This window comes from Psychrobacter sp. T6-4, assembly GCF_052258425.1.
Classification (GTDB): domain Bacteria; phylum Pseudomonadota; class Gammaproteobacteria; order Pseudomonadales; family Moraxellaceae; genus Psychrobacter.
In genome coordinates, this window is record NZ_JBQQEZ010000001.1 from 92,949 (window position 1) to 115,783 (window position 22,835).

15 protein-coding genes are annotated in these 22,835 nt (G+C 44.6%); 5 read left to right on the forward strand and 10 right to left on the reverse strand.

Translation table 11 applies throughout. From position 1 onward, the window contains the following. Positions 1 to 45: 45 nt before the first annotated feature. Complete coding sequence (locus ACTXGE_RS00420; protein ID WP_435949939.1) at positions 46 to 1,521, forward strand: DUF6880 family protein; 1,476 nt, start codon at positions 46 to 48, stop codon at positions 1,519 to 1,521. 69 nt (positions 1,522 to 1,590) lie between these two features. Further along, entirely contained in the window at positions 1,591 to 2,184 is a 594-nt protein-coding gene (locus ACTXGE_RS00425; RefSeq protein ID WP_435949940.1) for a manganese efflux pump MntP, read from the forward strand. 138 nt (positions 2,185 to 2,322) lie between these two features. Here the strand turns inward: ACTXGE_RS00425 and rlmF are convergent, their stop codons facing one another. Both rlmF and ACTXGE_RS00435 read right to left on the reverse strand, forming a co-directional pair. Beyond that, positions 2,323 to 3,363, reverse strand: coding sequence for a 23S rRNA (adenine(1618)-N(6))-methyltransferase RlmF (rlmF, locus tag ACTXGE_RS00430; protein WP_435949941.1), 1,041 nt, complete (start codon positions 3,361 to 3,363; stop codon positions 2,323 to 2,325). Between the two features lie 66 nt (positions 3,364 to 3,429). Then, positions 3,430 to 4,152 carry a LysE family translocator gene (locus tag ACTXGE_RS00435; protein ID WP_435949942.1) on the reverse strand — a complete coding sequence of 241 codons (723 nt, stop codon included), beginning with the start codon at positions 4,150 to 4,152 and terminating at the stop codon, positions 3,430 to 3,432. Positions 4,153 to 4,281: 129 nt separating this feature from the next. Between ACTXGE_RS00435 and ACTXGE_RS00440 the strand changes: the two genes are divergently transcribed. Next, positions 4,282 to 5,082, forward strand: coding sequence for a crotonase/enoyl-CoA hydratase family protein (locus ACTXGE_RS00440; protein WP_435949943.1), 801 nt, complete (start codon positions 4,282 to 4,284; stop codon positions 5,080 to 5,082). A gap of 328 nt (positions 5,083 to 5,410) precedes the next feature. Here the strand turns inward: ACTXGE_RS00440 and ACTXGE_RS00445 are convergent, their stop codons facing one another. After that, positions 5,411 to 7,792: a hypothetical protein gene (locus tag ACTXGE_RS00445; protein WP_443541268.1), complete on the reverse strand. Its 2,382-nt coding sequence runs from the start codon at positions 7,790 to 7,792 to the stop codon at positions 5,411 to 5,413. 411 nt (positions 7,793 to 8,203) lie between these two features. Further along, positions 8,204 to 9,028, reverse strand: a complete 825-nt coding sequence (locus ACTXGE_RS00450; RefSeq protein WP_443541267.1) for a hypothetical protein — start codon at positions 9,026 to 9,028, stop codon at positions 8,204 to 8,206. Between the two features lie 264 nt (positions 9,029 to 9,292). Here ACTXGE_RS00450 and ACTXGE_RS00455 point away from each other — a divergent pair, with 264 nt between their 5' ends. Next, on the forward strand, positions 9,293 to 10,453 hold the full coding sequence (locus ACTXGE_RS00455) for a MalY/PatB family protein (RefSeq protein WP_443541266.1): 1,161 nt from the start codon (positions 9,293 to 9,295) through the stop codon (positions 10,451 to 10,453). 139 nt (positions 10,454 to 10,592) lie between these two features. Here ACTXGE_RS00455 and ACTXGE_RS00460 read toward each other — a convergent pair whose 3' ends face one another. The 6 genes from ACTXGE_RS00460 to ACTXGE_RS00485 form a co-directional block, all read right to left on the reverse strand. Then, a complete protein-coding gene (locus ACTXGE_RS00460) occupies positions 10,593 to 12,449 on the reverse strand; it encodes a UvrD-helicase domain-containing protein (protein ID WP_443541265.1) in 1,857 nt (618 codons plus the stop codon). A gap of 71 nt (positions 12,450 to 12,520) precedes the next feature. Continuing rightward, positions 12,521 to 14,524 (reverse strand): ATP-dependent nuclease, encoded by a 2,004-nt coding sequence (locus ACTXGE_RS00465; protein ID WP_443541264.1) that lies wholly within the window; start codon positions 14,522 to 14,524, stop codon positions 12,521 to 12,523. Positions 14,525 to 14,877: 353 nt separating this feature from the next. Further along, entirely contained in the window at positions 14,878 to 16,443 is a 1,566-nt protein-coding gene (locus tag ACTXGE_RS00470) for an FGGY-family carbohydrate kinase (RefSeq protein ID WP_443541263.1), read from the reverse strand. A gap of 207 nt (positions 16,444 to 16,650) precedes the next feature. Further along, a complete protein-coding gene (locus ACTXGE_RS00475) occupies positions 16,651 to 18,297 on the reverse strand; it encodes a glycerol-3-phosphate dehydrogenase/oxidase (RefSeq protein WP_443541262.1) in 1,647 nt (548 codons plus the stop codon). A gap of 230 nt (positions 18,298 to 18,527) precedes the next feature. Next, positions 18,528 to 20,276 carry an FAD-binding oxidoreductase gene (locus ACTXGE_RS00480; protein WP_443541261.1) on the reverse strand — a complete coding sequence of 583 codons (1,749 nt, stop codon included), beginning with the start codon at positions 20,274 to 20,276 and terminating at the stop codon, positions 18,528 to 18,530. 179 nt (positions 20,277 to 20,455) lie between these two features. Beyond that, positions 20,456 to 20,950, reverse strand: coding sequence for a cupin domain-containing protein (locus ACTXGE_RS00485; protein ID WP_443541260.1), 495 nt, complete (start codon positions 20,948 to 20,950; stop codon positions 20,456 to 20,458). Positions 20,951 to 21,155: 205 nt separating this feature from the next. On the opposite strand from ACTXGE_RS00485, the gene guaA reads away from it, so the two are divergent. After that, entirely contained in the window at positions 21,156 to 22,763 is a 1,608-nt protein-coding gene (gene guaA, locus ACTXGE_RS00490; RefSeq protein ID WP_443541259.1) for a glutamine-hydrolyzing GMP synthase, read from the forward strand. Positions 22,764 to 22,835: the final 72 nt, after the last annotated feature.

A 22,835-nucleotide genomic window follows, 5' to 3' on the forward strand; every position in this document is an offset into this window, starting at 1 on the left:
TTTATCATTTTAGGTGATAATTTAAAAATAGCTTAAGGACTATCTATGTTAGATGATCAGCAAAAGGCGTGTCTATCAAAGCTGCCTAAGGCGACTTTGGTTAATTTTGTGGCTGATGTGCAAGGTATGGACAAGCTGCTTGATAAAAAGATTGAGCGTCTATTACTACAATCAGACAAACCTAAACTGATTAAAAAGCTAACTTCTACCTTAAAAGGACTCAGACGCCGCCGAAAATCGTTAAACTTTTGGGAGTATAGCGATTTTGTGACTGAGCTACATTACCTCGTAGATGATGTTATGAGTCTATATCCTGAGCAAGCGCAAGCGTGTTTAGAGCTGCTTGAGCTATTTATTGATTCTACAGAACCTACCTTTGAGCGGATTGATGACTCAAACGGTGATGTCATTGATATTTACCAGAATCTGACCTCGTTATGGCTACAAGTAGCGACTAGATGTTACGAGCAAGAATTGCAGGCTGCTGGCATAGATGAGAAAGATATCGTCCGCCATGCGTGGATGGAAAAAGTAAAGTCTATAGCTTGTGATAATGACTATGGCACTAAAGACCATATTCTGCGAGGCGTAGATCAGCTGTTTACATCAATAGAGATACAAGGCCTGATTGAGGATTACAAATACGATTATCAGACGCTACTTAACGATGCTTTTAATGATTTTTTTGATGGTTCCAAGCCTAGTTTTGATGAGCAAAACAGCGCTAATAGTATCCACAAAAAATATCTTGAGACCGCACTTACAGATCTAGCGTGGGCACTAGGCGATATCGACGTGTTCGAAGAGATGTACTTGTATTTAAATACTCATAGAGTGTTTTCGTTATATGAGTTTAAAATGTTTATCACGTTTATGCTTGAGCAAGACGCTTACCATACTGCTTTGCGTTATTTGACCAAAGACTGGCAAGATAGTCATCATGTCCCAGAGACAGAGTGTCTACACTGGCTCAATAGAGTTTATGCGCAGCAAAATAATGTTGCACTACAACTAGACGTATTAAATACAGCATTTGAGCTTGAGCCAACGCCTGCACTTTTTGAGCAGATTATGGCGATTGCTACACCAGCCCAGCAAGCCGACTTACGCAAAAAAACCTACGAGCTGGCTGATCAACAAGATGATGTCATCATTGCGATAGGATTATGGCTTGAAGTTAAAGAGACGACGCGCGCCAATCAGGTCGCTATCGCGCGCCAAGATGAGTTTGACGATATGCACTATACGACTTTGACTCGGTGGCTTAAACAACTTCCTGATGAGACTCATCTTATTCGAGTGGTCATCTACCGCAGCCTACTCAATGATATCTTGGAGAATGATCGCAGTATGGCGTATGGACATGCAGCTCGCTACTACAAGCACTTAGTCAAGTTAGATGCTTTTATTAATAGATCTGATGCTGGCTATATGGGTCTTGACCATCATAAGAATTATGTGGATTCTATTCAGAAAAAACACGGTAAAAAGTACAGCTTTTGGGATAGGGTTGAGTCGTAACTACCTTAAAACCAGTCATTGTCAATACCTTAAGACGTTCCACGTGAAACAAGAATGAGTAAGTTATAAATGATAGAAGTCATACTACTAGCAATCGCTTTGGCAATGGACGCTTTTGCCGTTGCTATAGGGCTTGGCGCGCAGTCACAACATAAAAACCGCTTATATTTACGACGTTTAGCTATCTATATCGCGTTATATTTTGGCATTGCACAGGGCGTGATGCCTCTGATCGGTTATTTATTGGGCGTAGCGGTGATAGGGTGGTTTGCTGCTGTTGCACCTTGGATAGGCGGTTTTATCCTTATTGGTATTGGTGCAAAGATGCTTTATGAGGTCGTACGCAATGAGCAAAGTGAAGCGGGAGATAATGGAGCTCATACTGATAAAAACCTTTGTGTACAGGACACTATTGCTCAGCGCACGTTATTGACCCTTGCTATTGCAACCAGTATCGACGCTATGGTCGCAGGTTTTACACTTAACGTATTAGCCTTAAATGCTTGGTTAGCCTGTTTCATTATCGGCATAACTACAGCAATCTTTAGCTTCTTTGGCGTGTATCTAGGCCGAAAATCAGGAACTTGGCTTGAGGATAGAGCAGAAATGGTGGGCGGTGTGGTACTTATTGGTATAGGACTTAAGATACTGTTCTTTACCTAAAAAACATTTCTAAACGCTATTAAAAAAGACCACTCAAAAATGAAGTGGTCTTTTTGGTTTCACGTGAAACTATATAGCATTCTTTGTAAAACGTATTGTTCCATGTGAAACCTATAAAAATATGTGCCTATGAATAGATTAACTCTCTTGTGCTTCATCCATGGTAAAACGCCATGCTAGCACTCGCGTGCTCTTTTGACCTTGACTCATCTCGATAATGCGCATCTGCGCCACATCAAGTTGTTTTAATAATAGCTGCAAAGGTTTTACGTTTTCAGACTTCGATACTAAGCTTGTGAACCAACCAACATGCTCAGCAAAGTCCTTGCTCTCTTTAATCATCTTGGTTAAAAAAGCAATCTCGCCGCCCTCAGACCACAGCTCTTTATGTTGACCGCCAAAGTTTAGGTTGTGCGCGGCATTACCCGATTTTGTTGAGCTGCGACTTATTTGCGCGTTTTCATTCTTGCCGCGATGTCTTTGCAAATTATGCTGTTTACGGCTATTAGCCTGCATCGCTTCTTCTAATGAGGCATGAAACGGTGGGTTACACACCACGACGTCGAAGTAATCTTGGCGACCGATGATGTTTTTAAAGATGTATTTCGGTTCAGGTTGCAGCTTGACTTTGATCGCGCCCTTAAGCTTCGGATTGGCTTGGCTGATAACCGTCGCGGTATTAACAGAAACCGTATCAATATCACTTGCGGTAAAGCGCCATCCATAGCTTTGAGCGCCGATAATAGGGTAGATGGCACTGGCACCGGTGCCAATATCGAGCGCATGAATATCTTTGCCCATCGGCGGGCTATTATCGCTACTCACATGGGTCGTTTGCGCGAGCAAGTCGGCGATGTAGTGAATATAATCAGCGCGCCCTGGAATAGGCGGGCACAAATAACCCTCAGGTATGTCCCAAAATTTGACACCATAATAATGCGCGAGCAGTGCTTGATTGAGCACACGTACGGCCTTGGCATCAGAGAAATTAATCGTCGACTCACCTTTTGGATTGGTAATGGTGTAATCGCTAAGCTCAGGTAATGCACGCGTCAATACTGCAAAGTCATAGCGACCTTGATGTGGGTTACGCGGATGTAATTGCCCCAGCTTTTTCGCGGTTGCTGGGGATCTGTTTCTATGTTTTGGACTGCTGTTTCTAGAAGAGAAATTGGTCATAATAGTAGGCTATAAGGTGTGAATATAACCGAGTATTTTAACAGATTATCATCGTTAATAGCCATCTTATCGGCTACGCAAAATCAGGTTTAGTCCTAATATGATCATTGCTGTACCTAAAATACGCTCTATCCAGTGCTCAAAGCGCTGAAAACGGCGCAAAATTGCTGGAATAGAGAGCAGCATGACCACGGTGCTAAACCATGCCATCTGTAACACCATCATCCACACGCCATAAATGGCCAGTTGCCAAAGCGGGATACCGGGCGATAATACTAGGGTAAATATGGCGACGAAATACACAGGCGCTTTTGGATTAAAGACATTACAAAAAAATCCACGACGCAAAATAGCAAAAGTAGAATCGCTGTTGCTCACGCCAGATTTTGTCGGTTTAACACTTTGACTGTCTAAAATAGTTTGAGTATTGGGCGCTGCTATGTCCGAGACCGACTTAGGTTTAGCTTGAATGGGTTTAGCTTGAATGCCTTGCCAGCCTAAATAAATCAGATAAGCGCCGCCCAACCATTTAATAGCGGTGAGTAGAGGCTGCGAGTGAGCGATTACCGTTGCCAGTCCCAATACCGAATAGATAATGTGGACGGCGAGACCTAAGGTAATACCGAGACTACAAATCAGACCCGTGCGTCGCCCCTTTGCCAAAGTCTGCTGTGAAACTAATACAAAATCAGGACCTGGGGAGGCGGCAGCAAGCAAGTGCACGCTAGTGATCAGCAAAAAACCGTGCAAAATTCCATAACGCGCTCTAATAAGGGTTACAAGTTGCATAATAGTGGCAGCTATCATAAATCAGGTCAACTTATATTGATAATGGCTTTGCTGCTTGTGTTATAGAGTGGGGGTGGCTATATTGAAAGCACGTTGATTAAAGCGATACCAACAAAAAAGGATAAAACTATGACTACGCAAAGTAACGATACGGACAACCGCATTACCTTTGAGACTGATGGTTACATCTGCCTGATTGGACTTAATCGCGCCGACAAGCGCAATGCCTTTGACAGCCATATGATTAAGCAGCTCTCTAGAGCACTTACTAAATATGAGAGTGATGATAATCTACGCTGTGCGCTCATTTTCGCTCATGGTGAGCACTTTACCGCAGGTCTTGATCTCATGGAGCTACAGAATAAATGGGACAAAGGCGCGTTTGAATTTGATGAGACGCAAATTGACCCGTGGGGCATCGGTGGTAAATTACGCAGCAAACCCGTGGTCGTCGCGATACAAGGCACTTGCTTTACCGCGGGTATTGAGCTGATGCTAAATAGTGATGTGGTTATCGCCAGTAGCAACTGCAACTTTGCACAAATGGAAGTCCAGCGCGGTATCATGCCATTTGGCGGGGCGACGGTACGATTTGTGGCGGCAGCGGGTTGGCAAAAAGCAATGCCATATCTATTAACTGGCAAGAACTTTGATGCACAAACCGCAGACAGACTCAATTTGGTCAGCGAAGTGGTGCCGAATGGTGAAGAGTATGAGCGCGCACTAACGATAGCACAAGAGATCTGCACCGCCGCCCCGCTTGGCGTACAAGGGCTACTGTCCTCAGCACAAGATGCCAGTCGTAATGGCGCAGCTAGCGCTCTAGCTAATATTCATGGCTATCTACCGCACTTGTTTCATTCAGAAGATGCAAAGGAAGGTGCGATGGCGATGGTAGAGCGCCGCGCGGCTGAATTTAAAGGGCGCTAGAGCTTTGACTTATATTTATTCTAAAATTGCTTTATGACATCAAGGGCAATGATTACCATGTTAGACATTATTAATATCACTGCCCCTATTTTTATCGTCATCGTCTCGACAATCGGCTCGTTCTTTAGCATGAGCGCGGTACTGATCTACTGGAAAATGAGCGTTGGGTTTTAAAATATAGAGTTTGATGGTAATCACTTAATGCAGGAAAGCTGAATTCAATAAGTGACTGCTAAACAGAAATAAGCACTTATTAAACGCCTTTAATCAACGTAAAGCCCCGCAATTGCAGGGCTTTTTTTATCGGGTTAAATGATATTAACTTTGTCTACCAAGCAAAAGTCACGCCGCCACGTGCGCCCACTTTACCTGTATCAAGCCCGACGCCGGCACCAGCTGAGATGGTCATACTATCACTGACGCGCCCAGCAAAAGAGGTGCTTAGCGCTGAGCCATTATTATAATAACCGGTACCAAAGGTCATAGCATAGCGTTTACCTGAGGGGATGACTGGGGTCTCAAGTGCCAGGGCCATAGCGATGCCGTCTTCGGCTTCATCCAAGCGGTCTTCATGACGATTGTACTCGCTACGCAGATCACTAATCTGTCTTGAGTTATTAGCAGATGCTACTCCTAGATTAGCCACTTGCGTATTGGTATTGGCAAGCTGGGAGTTGGTATTAGCCAGCTGATTGGCGGTAGCCAGTGAATCTACAGTGACGCTTGCGCCCAAGGTACCGTTACCGTCGGTAGTAACAATGTTAGTTGACCCTGACTGTGAAGCGGTACTGGCTTGAATTTGACCTGCGCCACCAAGAGCAATCTGGTTATCGTTTGCGGCAGATGCTTGATTACCGATAGCGATACTGTTTAAACCACCTGCTGCTGCCGCTTCACCGACTGCGGTAGAGCGTACGCCAGTTGCCGATGCCAAGTGACCAAAAGCTTGTGCGCGTTCAGCGCTGGCAGTCGACTGCCAACCGACTGCGGTTGCGCCTGCTTGCGTCGCTTGCGCTTGCGCGCCAATAGCGGTTGAGGACGTACCAGAAGCCATCGTTTGACGAACCCCGCTTCTATCTCCACCGATTGCTACGCCATCGAGACCTGAGGCGACTGAGTTGTTACCGATAGCGACCGCATTGTCTGAGCTAGCAGCGGCGGCCTCACCAACAGCAGTAGAGCGTAGACCGCTCGCATTGGCGAGATGACCAAAGGCCTGCGCGCGCTCAGCAGTGGCTTTTGATTGCCAACCGATAGAGGTTGAACCTAGACCTGCTGCATTGGCCTGACCACCGACTGCTGTCGCTGAATTATTACCAGCGTTCGCGGTATTGCCGATGGCGACGGTGTCGTTATCGCCGCCAGCGGTAGCCGCTTCGCCTACTGCTAGCGATCTTACCCCATTTGCTTGAGCCAAATGACCAAAAGCTTGTGCGCGTTCGGCATTAGCCCCTGACTGCCAACCGATGGCGGTTGCGCCAGCACCCGTAGCAACTGATTCGCCGCCTATAGCAGTTGTAGAGTTACCTTGAGCACTAGCAGCAGCACCAATAGCAACAGCGTCATTGCCATTGGCATTTGATCCAACACCGTCTTCGTCCAAATCTCCATCGTTGTTTGCGTCATTGTTGCCACCAATAGCGATAGCACCATTGCCTGTAGCCATTGCATCTTCACCAACGGCGACTGATTGCACACCAATTGCGGAAGTCTGATGCCCAAGCGCTGTTGAACGATTGCCTTGAGTAACCGCTTGCCAACCAATAGCAGTAGCGCCAGGACCACTAGCAGATGACTCACCGCCGACTGCAGTGGTTGAGTTACCGTTAGCGTTGGCTTGATCGCCAAGCGCTAGGGCATCCACTCCTGTAGCGGTAGATTGATTGCCAATGGCCGTTGAGTTGGCACTTAGTGCTCGAGAATCTTCACCAACTGCTAAAGACAAATCGCCAGTAGCGGTGGCCTGATGACCAAAAGCTTGTGCCTGTGCACCAGTAGCGTTTGACTGCCAACCAATAGCAGTAGCGCCAGGACCACTAGCAGATGACTCACCGCCGACTGCAGTGGTTGAGTTGCCGTTAGCATTGGCTTGATCGCCAAGCGCTAGGGCATCCACTCCTGTAGCGGTAGATTGATTGCCAATGGCCGTTGAGTTGGCACTTAGTGCTCGAGAATCTTCACCAACCGCTAAAGACAAATCGCCGGTAGCGGTGGCTTGATGCCCAAAAGCTTGTGCCTGTGCGCCAGTAGCGTTTGACTGCCAACCAATAGCAGTTGCGCCTGCACCCTCTGCTATTGACTCACCACCAATGGCAGTCGTCGAGTTACCCAAAGCTTGTGCTCCTGCGCGTGAACCGTTTTCAGACACACCGCCGCCAAGCGCGACGGCATCAACACCGTCAGCTTGAGAGTTGGCACCAATTGAGATAGCGTTTTCAAACGAGGCAAAGGCAGTGTTACCGATTGCTATAGCGTTTTCATCTGACGCGAATGAGTTTTGACCGACGGCGGTGGCATTGTCAGCAAAGGCACTAGTGTTAAGGCCACAAGCTAGAGCGTCTGTGCCGAAGCTGGTCGCGCCTCCTGTATCACCGCTAGCTAATTGACACTCAGCCGCTATAACAGTGTTAGTACTTAAAGAAGCGGCGGCAATAGCTAGAGTGAGTGCACTGATTTTGAGTGCTGAGCATGGAAGAAAGTCCGTTTTCATAGTGTTAAATCCTTTTAAAAAAGCCATCTGGGCTTTGTGGGTAGTTGGGCGATGCTAATAGGTCACAATCCTTGCAATATCAACATCCTCTGTCCTAGATAAAGCATAGAGTCTGCATTATGAATGTAGCACTAATTTTTGATAGTCATTAAACTAATAATAAAATTATGTTTTAAAAGGTCGTTTTAGCCGACGAACAGACAACGACAGTCCAATTTTTGGCAAAACTTATTGATTTTTATGCAATTATTTTATATTGAATACGGTTTAATCTACAAAAAATCATCAAAGCTAAAAAAACCCCGCCATATAAACTAAACCGTCCAACATTTGGGGGTCAGTTCACCTAGCGAGGTCTCATTATTTTATTTAATCTGATTTACAGCTGTGCCAATATTATCCAGTGATGGTTTAACGAGCGGATTTGTAGTAGTCAACCAGCATCGTGCCCAAAGTGCCGTTGTCATCGATAGTCACGATTCTGACCGTACCCGACTGTGATGCGGTGCTCGATTGTACTTGTCCGGCGCTACCTAAGACGACTTGGTTATTGCCTGCTGCCATTGCGCCATTACCGATAGCGATGCTGTTCATGCCGCCTGCCATAGATTTGTTACCTACAGCTACCGAGTTTGCCCCTTGTGCGGCGGCCGCCTCACCGACGGCGGTTGAACGAACGCCACTAGCGTTGGCGATATGACCAAAAGCTTGCGCGCGCTCAGCAGTGGCTTTGGACTGCCAGCCGATAGAGGTTGAGCCGAGACCTGCGGCATTGGCTTCACCGCCGACAGCCGTTGCTGAGTTTAGACCTGCATTGGCTTTATTACCGACAGCGACCGTATCGTTGGTGCCTCCTGCCATAGCCGCTTCGCCAACAGCGGTTGCGCGTACGCCGCTTGCATTAGCGAGATGACCAAAGGCTTGTGCGCGCTCGGCAGTGGCTTTTGATTGCCAACCGACAGAGGTTGAGCCCAGACCTGCAGCGTTAGCTTGACCGCCGATAGCTGTCGCTGAATTAAGTCCGGCGTTCGCCATATTACCGATAGCGACGGTGTCGTTCGTGCCAGTAGACATAGCGCTATTGCCCAAAATGAGGGCCGTACTGCTAGTCGCACCGGCAGCCATCGGTTGAACCTCGGCGGCGGTAGTTATATTGGAGCAAGCAGCGACGCTTGCAATTGCTAAAGTCAGCACGCTCATCTTGAGTGCAGAGCTTCGTGAAAATTCCATTTTCATAATTTTAAGTCCTTTTAAATAAGCCATCTTGGCTCAGGTAGTGGTTTTGGCAAGTGCCAATATCTTATAAATAGTACACTATCAGCATACTCTGGCATCGATAAACTGATGAGATATAGAGTCCGCCACAGTAATGTAACACTAATTCTTGCGCATCATGCAAGTAATGATAGTGTTAAACTCTCAAAGGTTATTTAAGCCGACGAATGAGCAGTTATAGCCCAAAAACACACTCGCTATTCACTGATATAAAGGAGAATGCTCATGCCATATAATTTTGATGAGATAATCGATAGACGCGGGACGGGATCACTCAAATGGCACTATAGCGATGATACTATTCCGCTGTGGGTCGCTGATATGGACTTTAAAGCAGCGCAGCCTATTTTAGATAGCTTACAGCGTGTGGTGGATCACGGCATCTTGGGTTATACCAAACCTACCGATGCCTTGTACGAGTCGATTATTAATTGGCACGGCAGTCGTTATGGTTTGCAGTTGGCTCAAGACAATATTTTATTTTCGCCAGGCGTGGTGCCAAGCCTGGCGCTGATGATGCATATTTTTACTGAAGTAGGCGATGCGGTACTGGTCAATGATCCCATCTATACGCCGTTTATGACTAAGGTGAAGCAAAATAAGCGCACGCTGGTGACCTCAGCAATAAAGGAAGTCGACGGTAAATATCAACTCGATCTAAACGATATCGAAGCTAAAATTATCGATAATAAAGTTAAATTATATCTGCTATGCAATCCGCATAATCCGGGCGGGCGCGTCTGGACAACCGACGAGCTTAAAGCGCTGCTTAAGTTATGTAAAAAGCACAATGTAGCAATTGTCAGTGATGAGATCCATCAAGATTTGACGTTAAGTGGTTATAAATTTACACCGTTTTTAAAGTTAGCAGAAGCCGAAGGATACGCGCATAACGTCGTCAGCCTGACCTCGATGACTAAAACCTTTAACGTCGCCGGTATCAAAGGCTCAATGATCTTTGCTAAAGATGAGACGCTGATCAAAAAAATCAGCCAGCAGCAGAATTTGAATGATGAATACGAGCTCAATTTATTTGCTTATACCGTGATGCAAAGCGCTTATAAAGAGGGTGGCGAGTGGCTTGAGCAGGTACTGGCTTATATCGAAAAAAATATCGAGATTACGATAGATTTTTTATCAGGGCATCTGCCTGATATTAAGGTGATGCGTCCTGAGGCTTCGTATTTGATTTGGCTGGATTGCTCAGCGTATGCGCAAGATGATCAGGCGCTGTATGACAAACTGCGTGACGCTAAAGTTGAGCTTAATTCAGGGATTAAATACGGTAGTGAGGGACATCTAAAAATGCGTATTAATGTGGCTTGTCCTGAGGCGCTACTGCGTGAGGGGTTAAATCGGGTTTATGCGGCGTTTAGTGTTATTTGATCTTAGTGCTTCTTGCGTAAGGAATGCTTATAAACGAGATAACTTAAAAACTTATTATAGCAGGTTAAAGTAGAAAAGTTGCTATTCTTAGTACGATATGATCGTGTTGACAATGGCTGAGCAATACAATGTTATTAATTCACGGACTCATTCTATTATCTATGTTAACTAGACCAGAGCTGTTCATAGTATCAAGTATAGGACGAATATTTTCAAAAGATTGATTTCTCACTCTACCAAATTTATCTTGTCTTTCTTTACTAAAAGTAAATATGACTCGCTTTTTAGCTCTAGATAGTGCTACAAAAAAAGCACGATTGTCTTCATTAGATTGATTTTTATACGTCCAAAAAGCACCGTCTTCCAATCCTATAAACACTACTGTATGGTATTCAAGTCCTTTGCTTTTGTGAATAGTCATAACAGGTATAGTATCTTTACCTAAAAGAGTATCTAAAGAAGTCTCTAAACTTTCAGATATCTGATAAGCTTTCCATAACTCATCATCTAATTTCTTCAGAAGTTTATCTAGCTCTATCTGATTTTTATATTTAGGAAATTGAGCTTTTAATCTTCTCTCATCTACTAACTCTCTAGCATCTTTCAGCAATGCTTTGATTGTATCAAATGTTAAATTATCAAAGTCGTACTTATTCCGAGCATATTTTATAAATTTGAATAGTTTTTTCTCCATATTCAAGAGCTTTTGATTATCAAGTTCTGAATACAAATAGCTTATAAAATCAAAAGTTTGTTTCCTAGTTTCAGTATTTGTATTGTCTAAACATCTATACATCATATTAACGATGAATATTGATATTTCCTCAGTAAGAATGTCGTAAAAATTGTCTTCATTTCTAGTCTTGATATTATTTTTGCAAAAGTAACCTATCATCTCACCGACATAAACGTCTAATTGTTGCTTCACTAGAATACATATATCTCTGGGGTCAATACTATCTTGGGTAATCCATCTATTAACGTCTACTAATAAATCTCGTTTTTCATTCTCAGGGCTATTGAAAAAACATATGTTGCATTCACCTTGATCTACTTCCCATCTAGTAGAAGGAGTAGCTTTATGATTATCTCTTAGTAAATGCTCACTGAAATAGTTTAATAAATTAACAATTTTAGGCGCACTACGATAATTCATATGAAGGTTAATTTGCTTTGCACCAGCATCATTTATGAAATCCTGAAATACTGTTTCTTTCGCACCAGCCCATAACATTATACGTTGTTTATCATCACCCACAGCTGTAAATGTAGAACTGCTATTAATAAAACAGCTTTGAAATAAGTCATATTGAATGTCTGTAGTATCTTGAAATTCATCAAGAAAGACGAATTGATAAGTCATTTGAAGATACTTTTTTATTTTAGGGTTAGTATTTATGATGAGTTCAGCTAAGCGCATTATCATTGGAAACGATAATTTTGATGGATTAGAATTTAATAATTGTAACCATACTCTCTTTCTAGCATCATTAGGCGAATTACTGAAGTCTGTTAGAAGCTGCTCGTTATGAGTCTTCATTATTTGCTTTTTTATAGCATAAGAATGAAGAGTTGTACCCTCCCTTTCATAAAGCTCCAGTATTTCTTTATCACCTAACAAAACTTCGTACTGGTCAGCAACATTAACACCGTTAGGTAGTGCTTTCTTAAACCTGTCTAAAATTTGCTTAGCAAAAGAATCAAACGTGAGTGAATCAAATCTCTTAACTAATTCATCTCCACAGCGTTTTTCAACTCTTTCATTTAAATTATAAGAAGCATCCCTCTTAAAACTAATAGCTAGAATTTTTCGAGGGTATTTACAAGTGTTCGTTTCTAATAAATAGCTTGCTCTTTGGGCTAGCATTTCTGTTTTACCAGCACCTGGTCCAGCTAAGATTAAGCAGTTACTCATGCTTTTAACCGCATCCAACGCATTGTCTTCAAGTTCTAAACTATCACTGGGAAGCCAGTCTTCCGAACTAATAACTTTCATAACAATTTCTATTCACCTACTACAAATTAAATATCTAAAGCGATATGAGTGTTTTAATACCGAAACCTATATTATGAGTGAATAAGTAAGTCGTTCATACGTTTGAAAAGAGTAGTGAATAAAGGTGGGAAGGACTGTTTTATTTCCTCTTCTGTCATTTTAGCCAGAGCAAGAATATGAGTTGTTGGTTTTCCTCTACCTAAAAAATGATAGTTGTACCAAATCATCAACTCTCTATCTTCGGGAGTATAAGTGTGACCAGTAGCATCTGCTGATTTTAGAGTTGCTTGAACACCATTAGCTATTTTGACATTAAATTTATCAAGCTCACTTGTCTTATTCGGAATTTGTGGTCCGCCATTTTTCGGAATAGTATCTTTATAGAAGCTTGTATAACTCTTTAGCATCAAAAAATCTAAATCTAGAGGTTCCGAGAAATAAACATCATATCTATTCAGTCTTCTAATCCATAGATACATTATTTCAATATTGCGTTCATTTAACTCCATATTATGCATGGATTCCAGTCGCTCATCTGAAAAAATACTTCCATCTGTTAAAGCTAAGAGTTCATTTTTGTCCTTCCCAATTTTAATTAATTGTTGAAGAGCGTATTTAACTCTTCCCCAGCCACCCCCATTTCTCTCTAAATCCAAGTCTAATAAGGTAATGAAAGGAATCTGTAAAGCGTTCAGTAGTTTCCATATGTGGTTGACGAATCTGTGACCTAATGGGGCGAAAGTGATAATATTGTCATCGAAATCAACACCTTCTATCTCCATAAAACGATTAAAAATAACTTCCTCTGTATCACCTTCACCAATAACTACTAATCTAGCGAAATATATTTCTGGATAATTATGTATTGCTTGCTTAATATATCTATAAGCTAAATCATTCTCTTCAGGCAATACAATCATGCTAACTTGCGACTCATAACTTTCATTAATTCTAAAATGTAGAATACTTTCAGGATCTATTCTTTTGACAATTGAAGGTGTATGAGAAGATAACAATACTTGTGAATGGTTTTGTTTTGAAATAGTATTTAGAATTTTAACTACTCGACCGAGTAATTGAGGTGCAATATGATTTTCAGGCTCTTCTATGGCTAATATAGTTAACAAGGGACGAGTAGCTTTTAGAGTTTCGTTATTGCTTCTATCTGCTAACTGCTCTTCAATATCCAATAAAGCACATACCAATGTAAGATAAAACATCGAACGATATCCATCACCTAACTCATGAATAAAAAATTCTTTGTGAGTACCTGTAGGGCTAAAAGAAATCTCTAGCTTTTTTAAGATTTCATCCGAACTACTAGCACTAAAACCTAAAGCTGTATCTTTATAACGCTCATCTTTGTGAAATTGACCCCATACGTTTTTAATTACATCTTGAATAACGTTAAATTCAGCGAGGCCTTTAAAAGCCTCATTAATTTCATGTATTTTTTCATCAAAGTCCACTTTAAATGAGTCATCCCACTGAATTTTTCGGAGGATTCTATATAAGATACTACCTGAAGCATATTTAATCTGTTCGGAAGGTCTTCTAATCGCAGGCACATATAAAATTTGTATCAATTGTCTTAGATGAGGACTGAGTTTAGTTTTATTATCTTCATTCGCTATTTCACCGTCGGCAACTTTTATGAAATAAGTTTCGAATTCAAACTCACCGTCAGGCTCAATGTCAGATTTTTTCCATTTTGCTTCAAGTCTAATACGAACATAGGGGTCTTGACCTTGACCGTTAATAACCATATCAGGAAAGAACTGGACAATAGCATCACTTTCGCTTTCTTCCTCAGAAAACTGAATTTTTGCTTCGATAGAAAGCTCACGGTTTACTATGTTTTCTGAGTTCTCTTCCTTGCCAATGTGAAAGTCTTCTCTTACAAGCTCTCTTTCTGATAATGTTGAACCAAATAGCTTTCTCAAAGCCTCTAAGGCGGTAGTCTTCCCAGAACTATTAAGACCAATGAAAGCTGAAAGTTTGTTCTTTAGCAGTATATCAACACCTTCAGGTCCAAATGACTTGAAACCCTTTATTCTTAGATTAGAGATTTGCATAGGAACCTATATTTATATATTAACAACTCAAATTTTTTGAGTAGAGAAGCTGTTTTATTCTATAGCTTATATCAAAATTACTTGTCAGAGTAGACTTTAATAAGCTAATTATAGTGTTGCCTTGAGACGCGTCTTAGCCGTGACTGACGCGGTATCCTGTGCGACTAAGCGGGTTGCGGGCACTTGGCTGAGGGTAGTATCGAGTATACAGGAATGCCATCAGCCATTAGTGCCCGCCACGCTTAGGGGTACAGATACAAGCAGAAGGCGCGATCAGCTCCCATAACCTCTTCGGCACAATCATCCCACCTTTTGACCACGCCTAATACTTCTACACTTCAAACTCGTCCAGACTACTTGGCGGGGTATCCTGTGATGTCTTGAATGCTTTGGTATAAGGGTTTTAGGCGCTCGTACATCTTCAGATAGACTTCGTTATACAGACGCTTGTAGAGTTGCACGTTGGCTTCAATAGGTAAGAATTCGTCGCCTAAATGGGTCATAGCTTTGCTGGCTGCGGCGTGGTCAGGATAGACGCCGAGACCCACCGCGCAGTTGATGGCAGCGCCGAGGCCAGTGGCCTCATAGGTGTGCGGGCGGTAGGCGGGCATGGCAAAGATGTCGGCGGTGAGCTGCATGGCAGCGTCGCTTTGGGAGCCGCCGCCTGAGACGCGCAGGTGTTTGATGGGTTTGCCGGTACGTTTTTCGATGGTATCAAAACCGAGTTTAAGCTCGTAAGCCAGCCCTTCTAAGATGGCGCGATAAATATGCGCGCGCGTATGCACATCACCAAAACCGATAAGTGCGCCTTTGCCTTCAAGCCCCGGATGACGGACACCGGGTGACCAATACGGCTGCATCATGAGTCCCATACAGCCGGCTGGAATGTCTTTGACGGCGGCATCGAGGAGTTTTTCGGTGTCGATGCCTTGGGTTTTAGCAAGCTCTTGCTCGTAGTGGGCGAATTGTTCTTTGAACCAGCTGACCATCCAAAAGCCGCGATAAATCATGTACTCGTGGTTGTAGTAGTGCGGGGCGGCGGCGGTGTAGGCGGGCATGTGCTTGAGGACCTCTAAGTAATCGGGGGAGATAGTATTAATAGTAGCGGTGGTGCCAAAGCTAAGACACGCGGTATCGGCGGCAAACCCCGCTGCGCCTAGGGCTTCGCACGCCTTATCACTGGCGGCAGCGATCATTGGTGTGCCTTTTAAGATACCCGTAGCTTTGGCTGCTGCCGCGCTAATTTGACCGAGCTTTCGCCCCGGCGGAATGATTTTGGGCATTTGCTCGGGGGTACAGCTAAACAGTCGCCATTTAAGATCTTTGGGTTTGAGCCATGTTTGTGCTTTGTAGTCATACGGCAAATAGCCGACCGAATGACCATTTGAGTCGATAAGTTCACCTACTAGCTGATAAGTGAGGTAGGCGGAGAGGTTGACGTAGTGGGCGGTCTTGGCCCAAGTCTCTGGCTCGTTTTGCGCGAGCCAATTACAACGGGCTTTTTGCTGCGCGTCTTTTACCAATTCGCCCATGCCGATGATTTTTGTAATTGGGTTTAAAAAACCGATGTCATGAGTCTCAGCGCGGCGCAAATCCATCCAAACGATAGCAGGACGTAGCGGCTGTTTGTCTTTATCCAAACAAATCATCGTATAACGCTGAGTGGCGAGACTGACACCGGCGATTTGCTCAGGTTTAATATCGCAGCTTTGCCACAGCTTTTGGCAGGCCTCCCATAGCTTTTGCCAATAGTAGTCGGCGTGCTGCTCGGCATAATTGGGCTGCTCGGAGAAATACGGCTCGATAGGCACGCGGGCTTTGGCAATCTCGCTGCCGAATTGATCAAAGATAAGCGCGCGGACGCTTTGGGTGCCGTTGTCGATAGCTAAGAAATAAATCGGGTCGTGAGAGGTGGTCATAGTTGTCCTTAACTATAGTCGAACCGCTCTTAAAGTGTTACAGCGTTAGACTCGCTTAGCCTACTATCGTAGTACTTGCGCTCGTCTGCCTTGTACCACTTTCAAGATCGGTTGACTATCTGTAGAGTTACACAGATAGTTTATGTAAAAATTTACACCAGTAGCACTAATCCAGAACACTGATTTCTATAATAATTCGAAGAAGCACTAAGCCGCAGGCAAATGGTAATAGCGTTGCCACAACTCGCTATAGCGAGCGGCTTCTCGTTGCCACTTTTGCTCATCCCAGCCCAGCTCTTGCTGACAGATTTGCTTCAGTCTCGCGCTAATAAGCGGTGTCATCGCGCCATGCGGGAGAATCAAACCTAAGCGCGTACGCCGCAGTAGTAGATCATCTAAATGAATGACTTGCTCAAAGCGCGCGGCAAAGCGAATCTCGGCCCAAATAGTATTGCTATCGGTGACATACGCTAACTCGTCGTCATGCGCTATGTCTAGTAACCTATCAAGCTGTAGACCATAAAACCCTTGCAAGCGCTGTTGTAGAGGTTTTGGTAAAGTGGCAAATTTAGGATGGGTAGGGGTGGGGTTACTAAAGACTTGGTCACCACTTACTGTTTGGTTTTGCATAGTGGTATCGCTAAGCGCGAGTACTTGTTGACACTTCTCAAGTACATCAAGGGCAATAAGGCGAAAGGTGGTGAGCTTGCCACCGCTGACGGTAACAAGATTATTATCGAGCCAAACGCTATGATCACGCTTTTCTTTACTAGGACTGACGCGTTTGCCATCACCGCCATCGGAGATCAGCGGACGCACGCCTGCCCAAGTGCTGATAACGTCTTCGCGGTTTAAGTCCGTATCATCAAACAATCCATTGGTCGCGTCTAATAGATAATCGACTTCTTCATTGGTAATGCCGACCTCTTGATCATCTAAAGGCGGGTGATCCAAATCAGTGGTGCCAAGGACGGTACGGTTTTCCCACGGAAAGACGAATACCGCTCTTTTATCAGTAGGATGTAAAAAGGTATAAGCTTGCGAGGTAGGTAAGCGCTCTTGACTGACCACTAAGTGACTACCGCGTGAGGGTCGGATTTGCTTATGGAAGCTTTGCTCGGTTTCATTACTGGCTTGCATACGTAAGGTATCGGCCCAAGCGCCTGTGGCACTGACCACGACTTTGGCATAAACGTTATAAGTCTGATCGCTATCTTTAGAAGCGGTGTCTTTTAAAGTTGCGCCAACGACTAAGCCTTGTTCATTGGTGATAAGCGACTCGGCTTTCAGGTAATTAATCGCCTGCGCGCCGTCATGGATGGCTTCGTCTAAAACGCGCATCACTAAGCGCGAGTCATCGGTGACGGCATCGCTAAACTGGCTGGCACCCAAAAACTTATCTTGCTTTATATTAGGATTTAGACGCAAAAAGGCGTCTTTTTTAAAATACTTAAAATAGCGCTTGCCCGCTATTCTGTCATAGACTCTTAATAAGGTATTAAATATCCACGGCGGTGGAAACTTACCTTTATAATGCGGCATGACGTAGTGCATCTCGTTGACCAGACCGTCTGCTTCAGTGAGCATACGCTCACGCTCACGGACGCTAAGTAAGGTGGTTTTGTAGTCGCCCGAAGCTATGTAACGCAATCCGCCATGTACCATTTTGCTAGAGCGGCTGGAGGTGCCCCAAGCAAAGTCTTTTTGCTCGATAAGTAATACCGCTAGACCACGCCTTGCCGCTTCACGCGCAATGCCCGCCCCAGTAATACCGCCGCCGATAATGAGCATATCCCAAGGTTCAGATCGTGCTAGAGGCGCGAGGGCTTGCTGGCGTTGTTTGCTTTGAGTCATAAACCATTCTTCTTAATTAATAATTTATTAGACATAGTTGATTTCAAATAAACTAAGCCCTTTGTATTATGACGCGTGACTGGTATAAATTTTCCTTGCTTGCTTGCTTGCTTGCTTGCTTGCTTGCTTGCTGTGCGACTGCGTCACTCCAGAGGCTGCGCAAAATCAAGACCAGCCGCGCTGTAACGCTCTTCTATCAAACTGGCTATAAACAAAGCTCTTAATTAAAATTACTCTTCGAGCAACACACCCGGGTTCATACGCTGCTCAGGATCCAAGCTTTTGAGCATATCACGAGTCACTTGAATGCCAAGCTTACCTTTTTCGGCAGCCAGATACGGGGCATGATCGCGACCGACGCCATGCTGATGTGATATCGTCGCTTTGCCATTAGCCACGCTAGTACTTGCCGCATGTTTGATTTTTTGCCAGCGCTGTAAGGTGGTTGCATGATCTTTGGCGGCGCGGAAGAAATAAGTGGTATATAGACTTGCGCCTTGCTTATAGACATGTGAGATATGGGTAAAGGCCATGACGTCCTCGCCTTCATCAGCGAGCGAGGTTTTTACCGCGTCTTGCATCTGCGCCATTTGCTCGTCAATACGGCTCCAGTTGGTCGCAGTCTCAAAGGTATCGACCATAATGCCGCGATCCCAAAGCGTGCCGCGCAGATACGGAAATTTAAAACGCCCGTGTGCCCAAACACTACCCATAATATTAGTGATCTTGCCCGTGACACTACCATTTTGCTTTAACAATTTATTAAACTGAGTGATAGCTAGTTTATTCTGCGCCTTGTCACCTGAAAAGCCATAAGTGAGCATAACCTTTTCTGAGCTCAGCCCGCGCGCTTTTAGATAAGTACTAATGGCTAAAAACTGACTTGGCGTAGTACCTAGATGCAAATGTGCGTCAGTCTCGACCGCATTACTTAGGCGTAGCATAGACAGGCGAACATCGTTTTGCACCGCTTGTTTGAGTACCGCCTTACCCGCTTCCCAATTCGGCAAAAAAGCCACTTTAAATAGCTCTTCCTCAGGTTGCGATTGCACGCGCATCTTCACTTCGGTAAAGATACCCGCGCGACCTTCAGTGCCCATCATCATCTCACGCAGATCAGGCCCTGCTGAGGATGCGGGTATATCAGCAATCTCTAGCACGCCTTGCGGAGTGACTAAAGTGCCGCCAGCAAACATCTGCTCGATACGCCCATAGCCGAGCGATTGCTGTCCACTAGAGCGCGCGGCAATCCAGCCACCTAGCGTTGATAGCTCCCACGACTGCGGATAATGTCCCAAGCGATAACCGTGCTCGTCCAACTGTGCTTCGACTGCAGGCCCTTGCGTACCCGCGCCAAAAGTGGCAATTTGGCTCTCGGTATCTAAGTCAATCAGCTGCGCCATCTCACCCATAGCAATCGTTAACACGGGACGCGAACCCTTTTGTGGGTTGATATGACCGACTACTGAAGTACCGCCGCCAAAAGGAATAACAATTAAGTCGTGCTCTTGAGCCAGCTTAAGTAATTGCTCGACATCACTAGTCGATTCGGGGAAAGCTACGCCATCGGGGAACACTTCAAAGTCACCGCCATGCATAGCGATCCAATCAGGGAAGCTTTGACCGCGGGCGTGTCTGAGTCTGATTTCTTGATCGGTCGATACCATATCAAGATCGGTAAGCTCAGCTGGCAAACGTGATTGTGGTACAGTTTTTAGCACTTGTTGCAGGCTAACTGATTTGAGCTTTTTAGTCTTGCCAATTTGTGATTTAATCAGTTTTGCGCCATGCGGTGAGACTTTTTTATTGATATTGACGTTACCCCAACCATTCCAGCGCGTTTGCTCGATAGGGGTGTTGGTCTTGGAAGTCATATCGAGACTGGTATTGTCGGTATTTTTGCTATCAGAGGCGATTGCGAGAGGCACAGATTTATTGGCTTTAGGGTTTTTACGGAGAAGGGATTTGAGTTTGCTCATAGGGACATACCTGTCGAGTTATAATCGTAATATTTTGAATGGGAGTGAGTCTATACAAGATGCTAAAACTCAACTAATGACTAAACCAAATGATAAGTCACCATACTAATTTTTCTAGATAATCGCAATACAAAAAACTATTCTTTATAAGTTTACCATTCGCTCTATCTATTATTTATTTAGACTTTACCTAAATCTATTAAATCGACAAATTCCTTTTCTCCATGGATCTTATACATTCTGCGTTTGATATCGGGATAATTGGTGATATCAATCGGCGGTCTACTACCACCCATAAGGTAGGTGGCGTCGCTATCACTATCATTACGCATAGAATGGGCTGCACCATGCGCTGGAAAACCAACAAAATCGCCTGCACTTAACGGATAAGTTTCGTCACCATAACGTAGCGTCAGCTCGCCTTCTAGCACATAAATAAATTCGTCTGACTCTTCATGATAGTGATGCTGGGTGGTCTCATCGCCTGGCTCAACGCGTACCAGATGCAGACCAAAAGTGTTCAGTCCAACGATGTCACTTAGAGATACCGTATGGCGAATAGCGTTGTCGTTAAACTGATGTACGTGTCTGGTTTCAGGAATGGCGTCAATATCGTACTTGGTAAGGATATAGTCTTTTGGATCGTCAGATTTAGGTTTGGCTGTTTTGCTCACAAGCTGTCTCCATTATGGTTATATCAAAATTATAGTAACGAATAACCCAAGGGTTTATGTATTAAATGAGATCCATCTAGTCACGGTCACTGTCGATATAGAAGCGGCTCTATTTTGTTGCACAATCGATGTTATCAGTCGCGCATACTCGTCTTATTCTTGCTAAAATACGCTTATTTTTCTGCTTTTACCATTGGACGATATTATGACCACTGCTGCAATCCCAACTATCAAAGAAGACCGCATCTTAATCCTTGATTTTGGCTCACAATATAGTCAGCTCATCGCTCGCCGTGTGCGCGATTCAGGGGTATTTTGTGAGATGTTACCCTTTGATATCGACACCCAGCGTATTACTGACTTTGGTGCCAAGGGCATCATCCTATCGGGCGGTCCTGAGAGCGTGCACGCAGCGGATAGCCCGCGTATTAATGATGCAGTGTTTGATTTAGGCGTGCCAGTATTGGGTATTTGCTACGGTATGCAAGCGATGGCAGATCGTTTCGGCGGTGAGGTACATGCCAGTGACATCCATGAGTTTGGCGCAGCGACAATCAATGTAAACGGTCACTCACAGCTTACCGAAGGCATTGAAGATAAGACGACAGAAGCGGCAACTACTCAGCTCAATGTCTGGATGAGCCATGGTGACAAGGTGGTTGAGGCACCTAAAGGCTTCGAGATTATCGCTAGTACGCCCAGCTGTCCGATTGCGATTATGGCGGATGATGATAAGCACTATTACGGTCTCCAGTTTCATCCAGAGGTCACCCATACGCTACAAGGGCAAGCGCTACTCGGTCGCTTCGTGCATCAAATCTGCGACTGCTCTGGCGAGTGGACACCAGACAATATCGCTGATATGCGCGTGGCACAATTAAAAGAGCAAATTGGTGATAAGCAAGTCTTGCTTGGGCTATCAGGCGGGGTTGATAGCTCGGTGGTCGCGGCATTATTGCATAAAGCCATTGGCGATCAGCTCACTTGTGTGTTTGTTGATAACGGTCTCTTGCGTCTGCATGAAGGCGATCAAGTGATGCAAGTCTTCGCGGAGAACATGGGTGTCAAAGTCATCCGTGTCGATGCTGAGGATCTATTTTTAAACGCGCTAGCAGGCGAGTCTGATCCTGAAGCCAAACGCAAAATCATCGGCAAAACCTTTATCGATGTCTTCGCCGATAGCGCGCGCCAAGTTAGCGAACAAAGCGATGGCAAAGTGGTCGAATTCCTAGCGCAAGGCACAATTTATCCCGACGTTATCGAATCGGCCAAATCACATCAAGGCAAAGCCCACGTCATCAAGAGCCATCATAACGTCGGCGGTCTACCCGATGATTTAGCTTTTAAACTCATTGAGCCGCTACGTGATCTGTTCAAAGATGAAGTGCGTAAACTCGGTATCACTCTTGGCTTACCTGCCAAGATGATCTATCGTCATCCGTTCCCAGGGCCAGGTTTGGGCGTGCGTATTTTGGGTGAAGTCACCAAAGAATACGCCGATATCCTGCGTCAAGCCGATGCGATATTCATGCAGGAGCTTGAGCGTTCTGGCTGGTATGACAAGACCGCGCAAGCGTTTGCGGTATTCCAACCGATCAAATCGGTCGGTGTAGTCGGTGACGGTCGCCGCTATGCGTGGGTGATTGCGCTACGTGCCGTCGAGACCGTGGACTTTATGACCGCGCGCTTTGCCCATCTGCCGTATGAGCTGATTGAGACGGTGAGTAATCGCATCATGAATGAAATCGCTGAGGTCTCACGCGTGACTTATGACGTATCGAGTAAGCCGCCTGCGACTATTGAGTGGGAGTAGGGGTTGGCTTAGTGATGGGTTTTAGCTGAAATAAGAAATACTCAACTTGGTTGGGTGTTTTTTTTGTTTAAG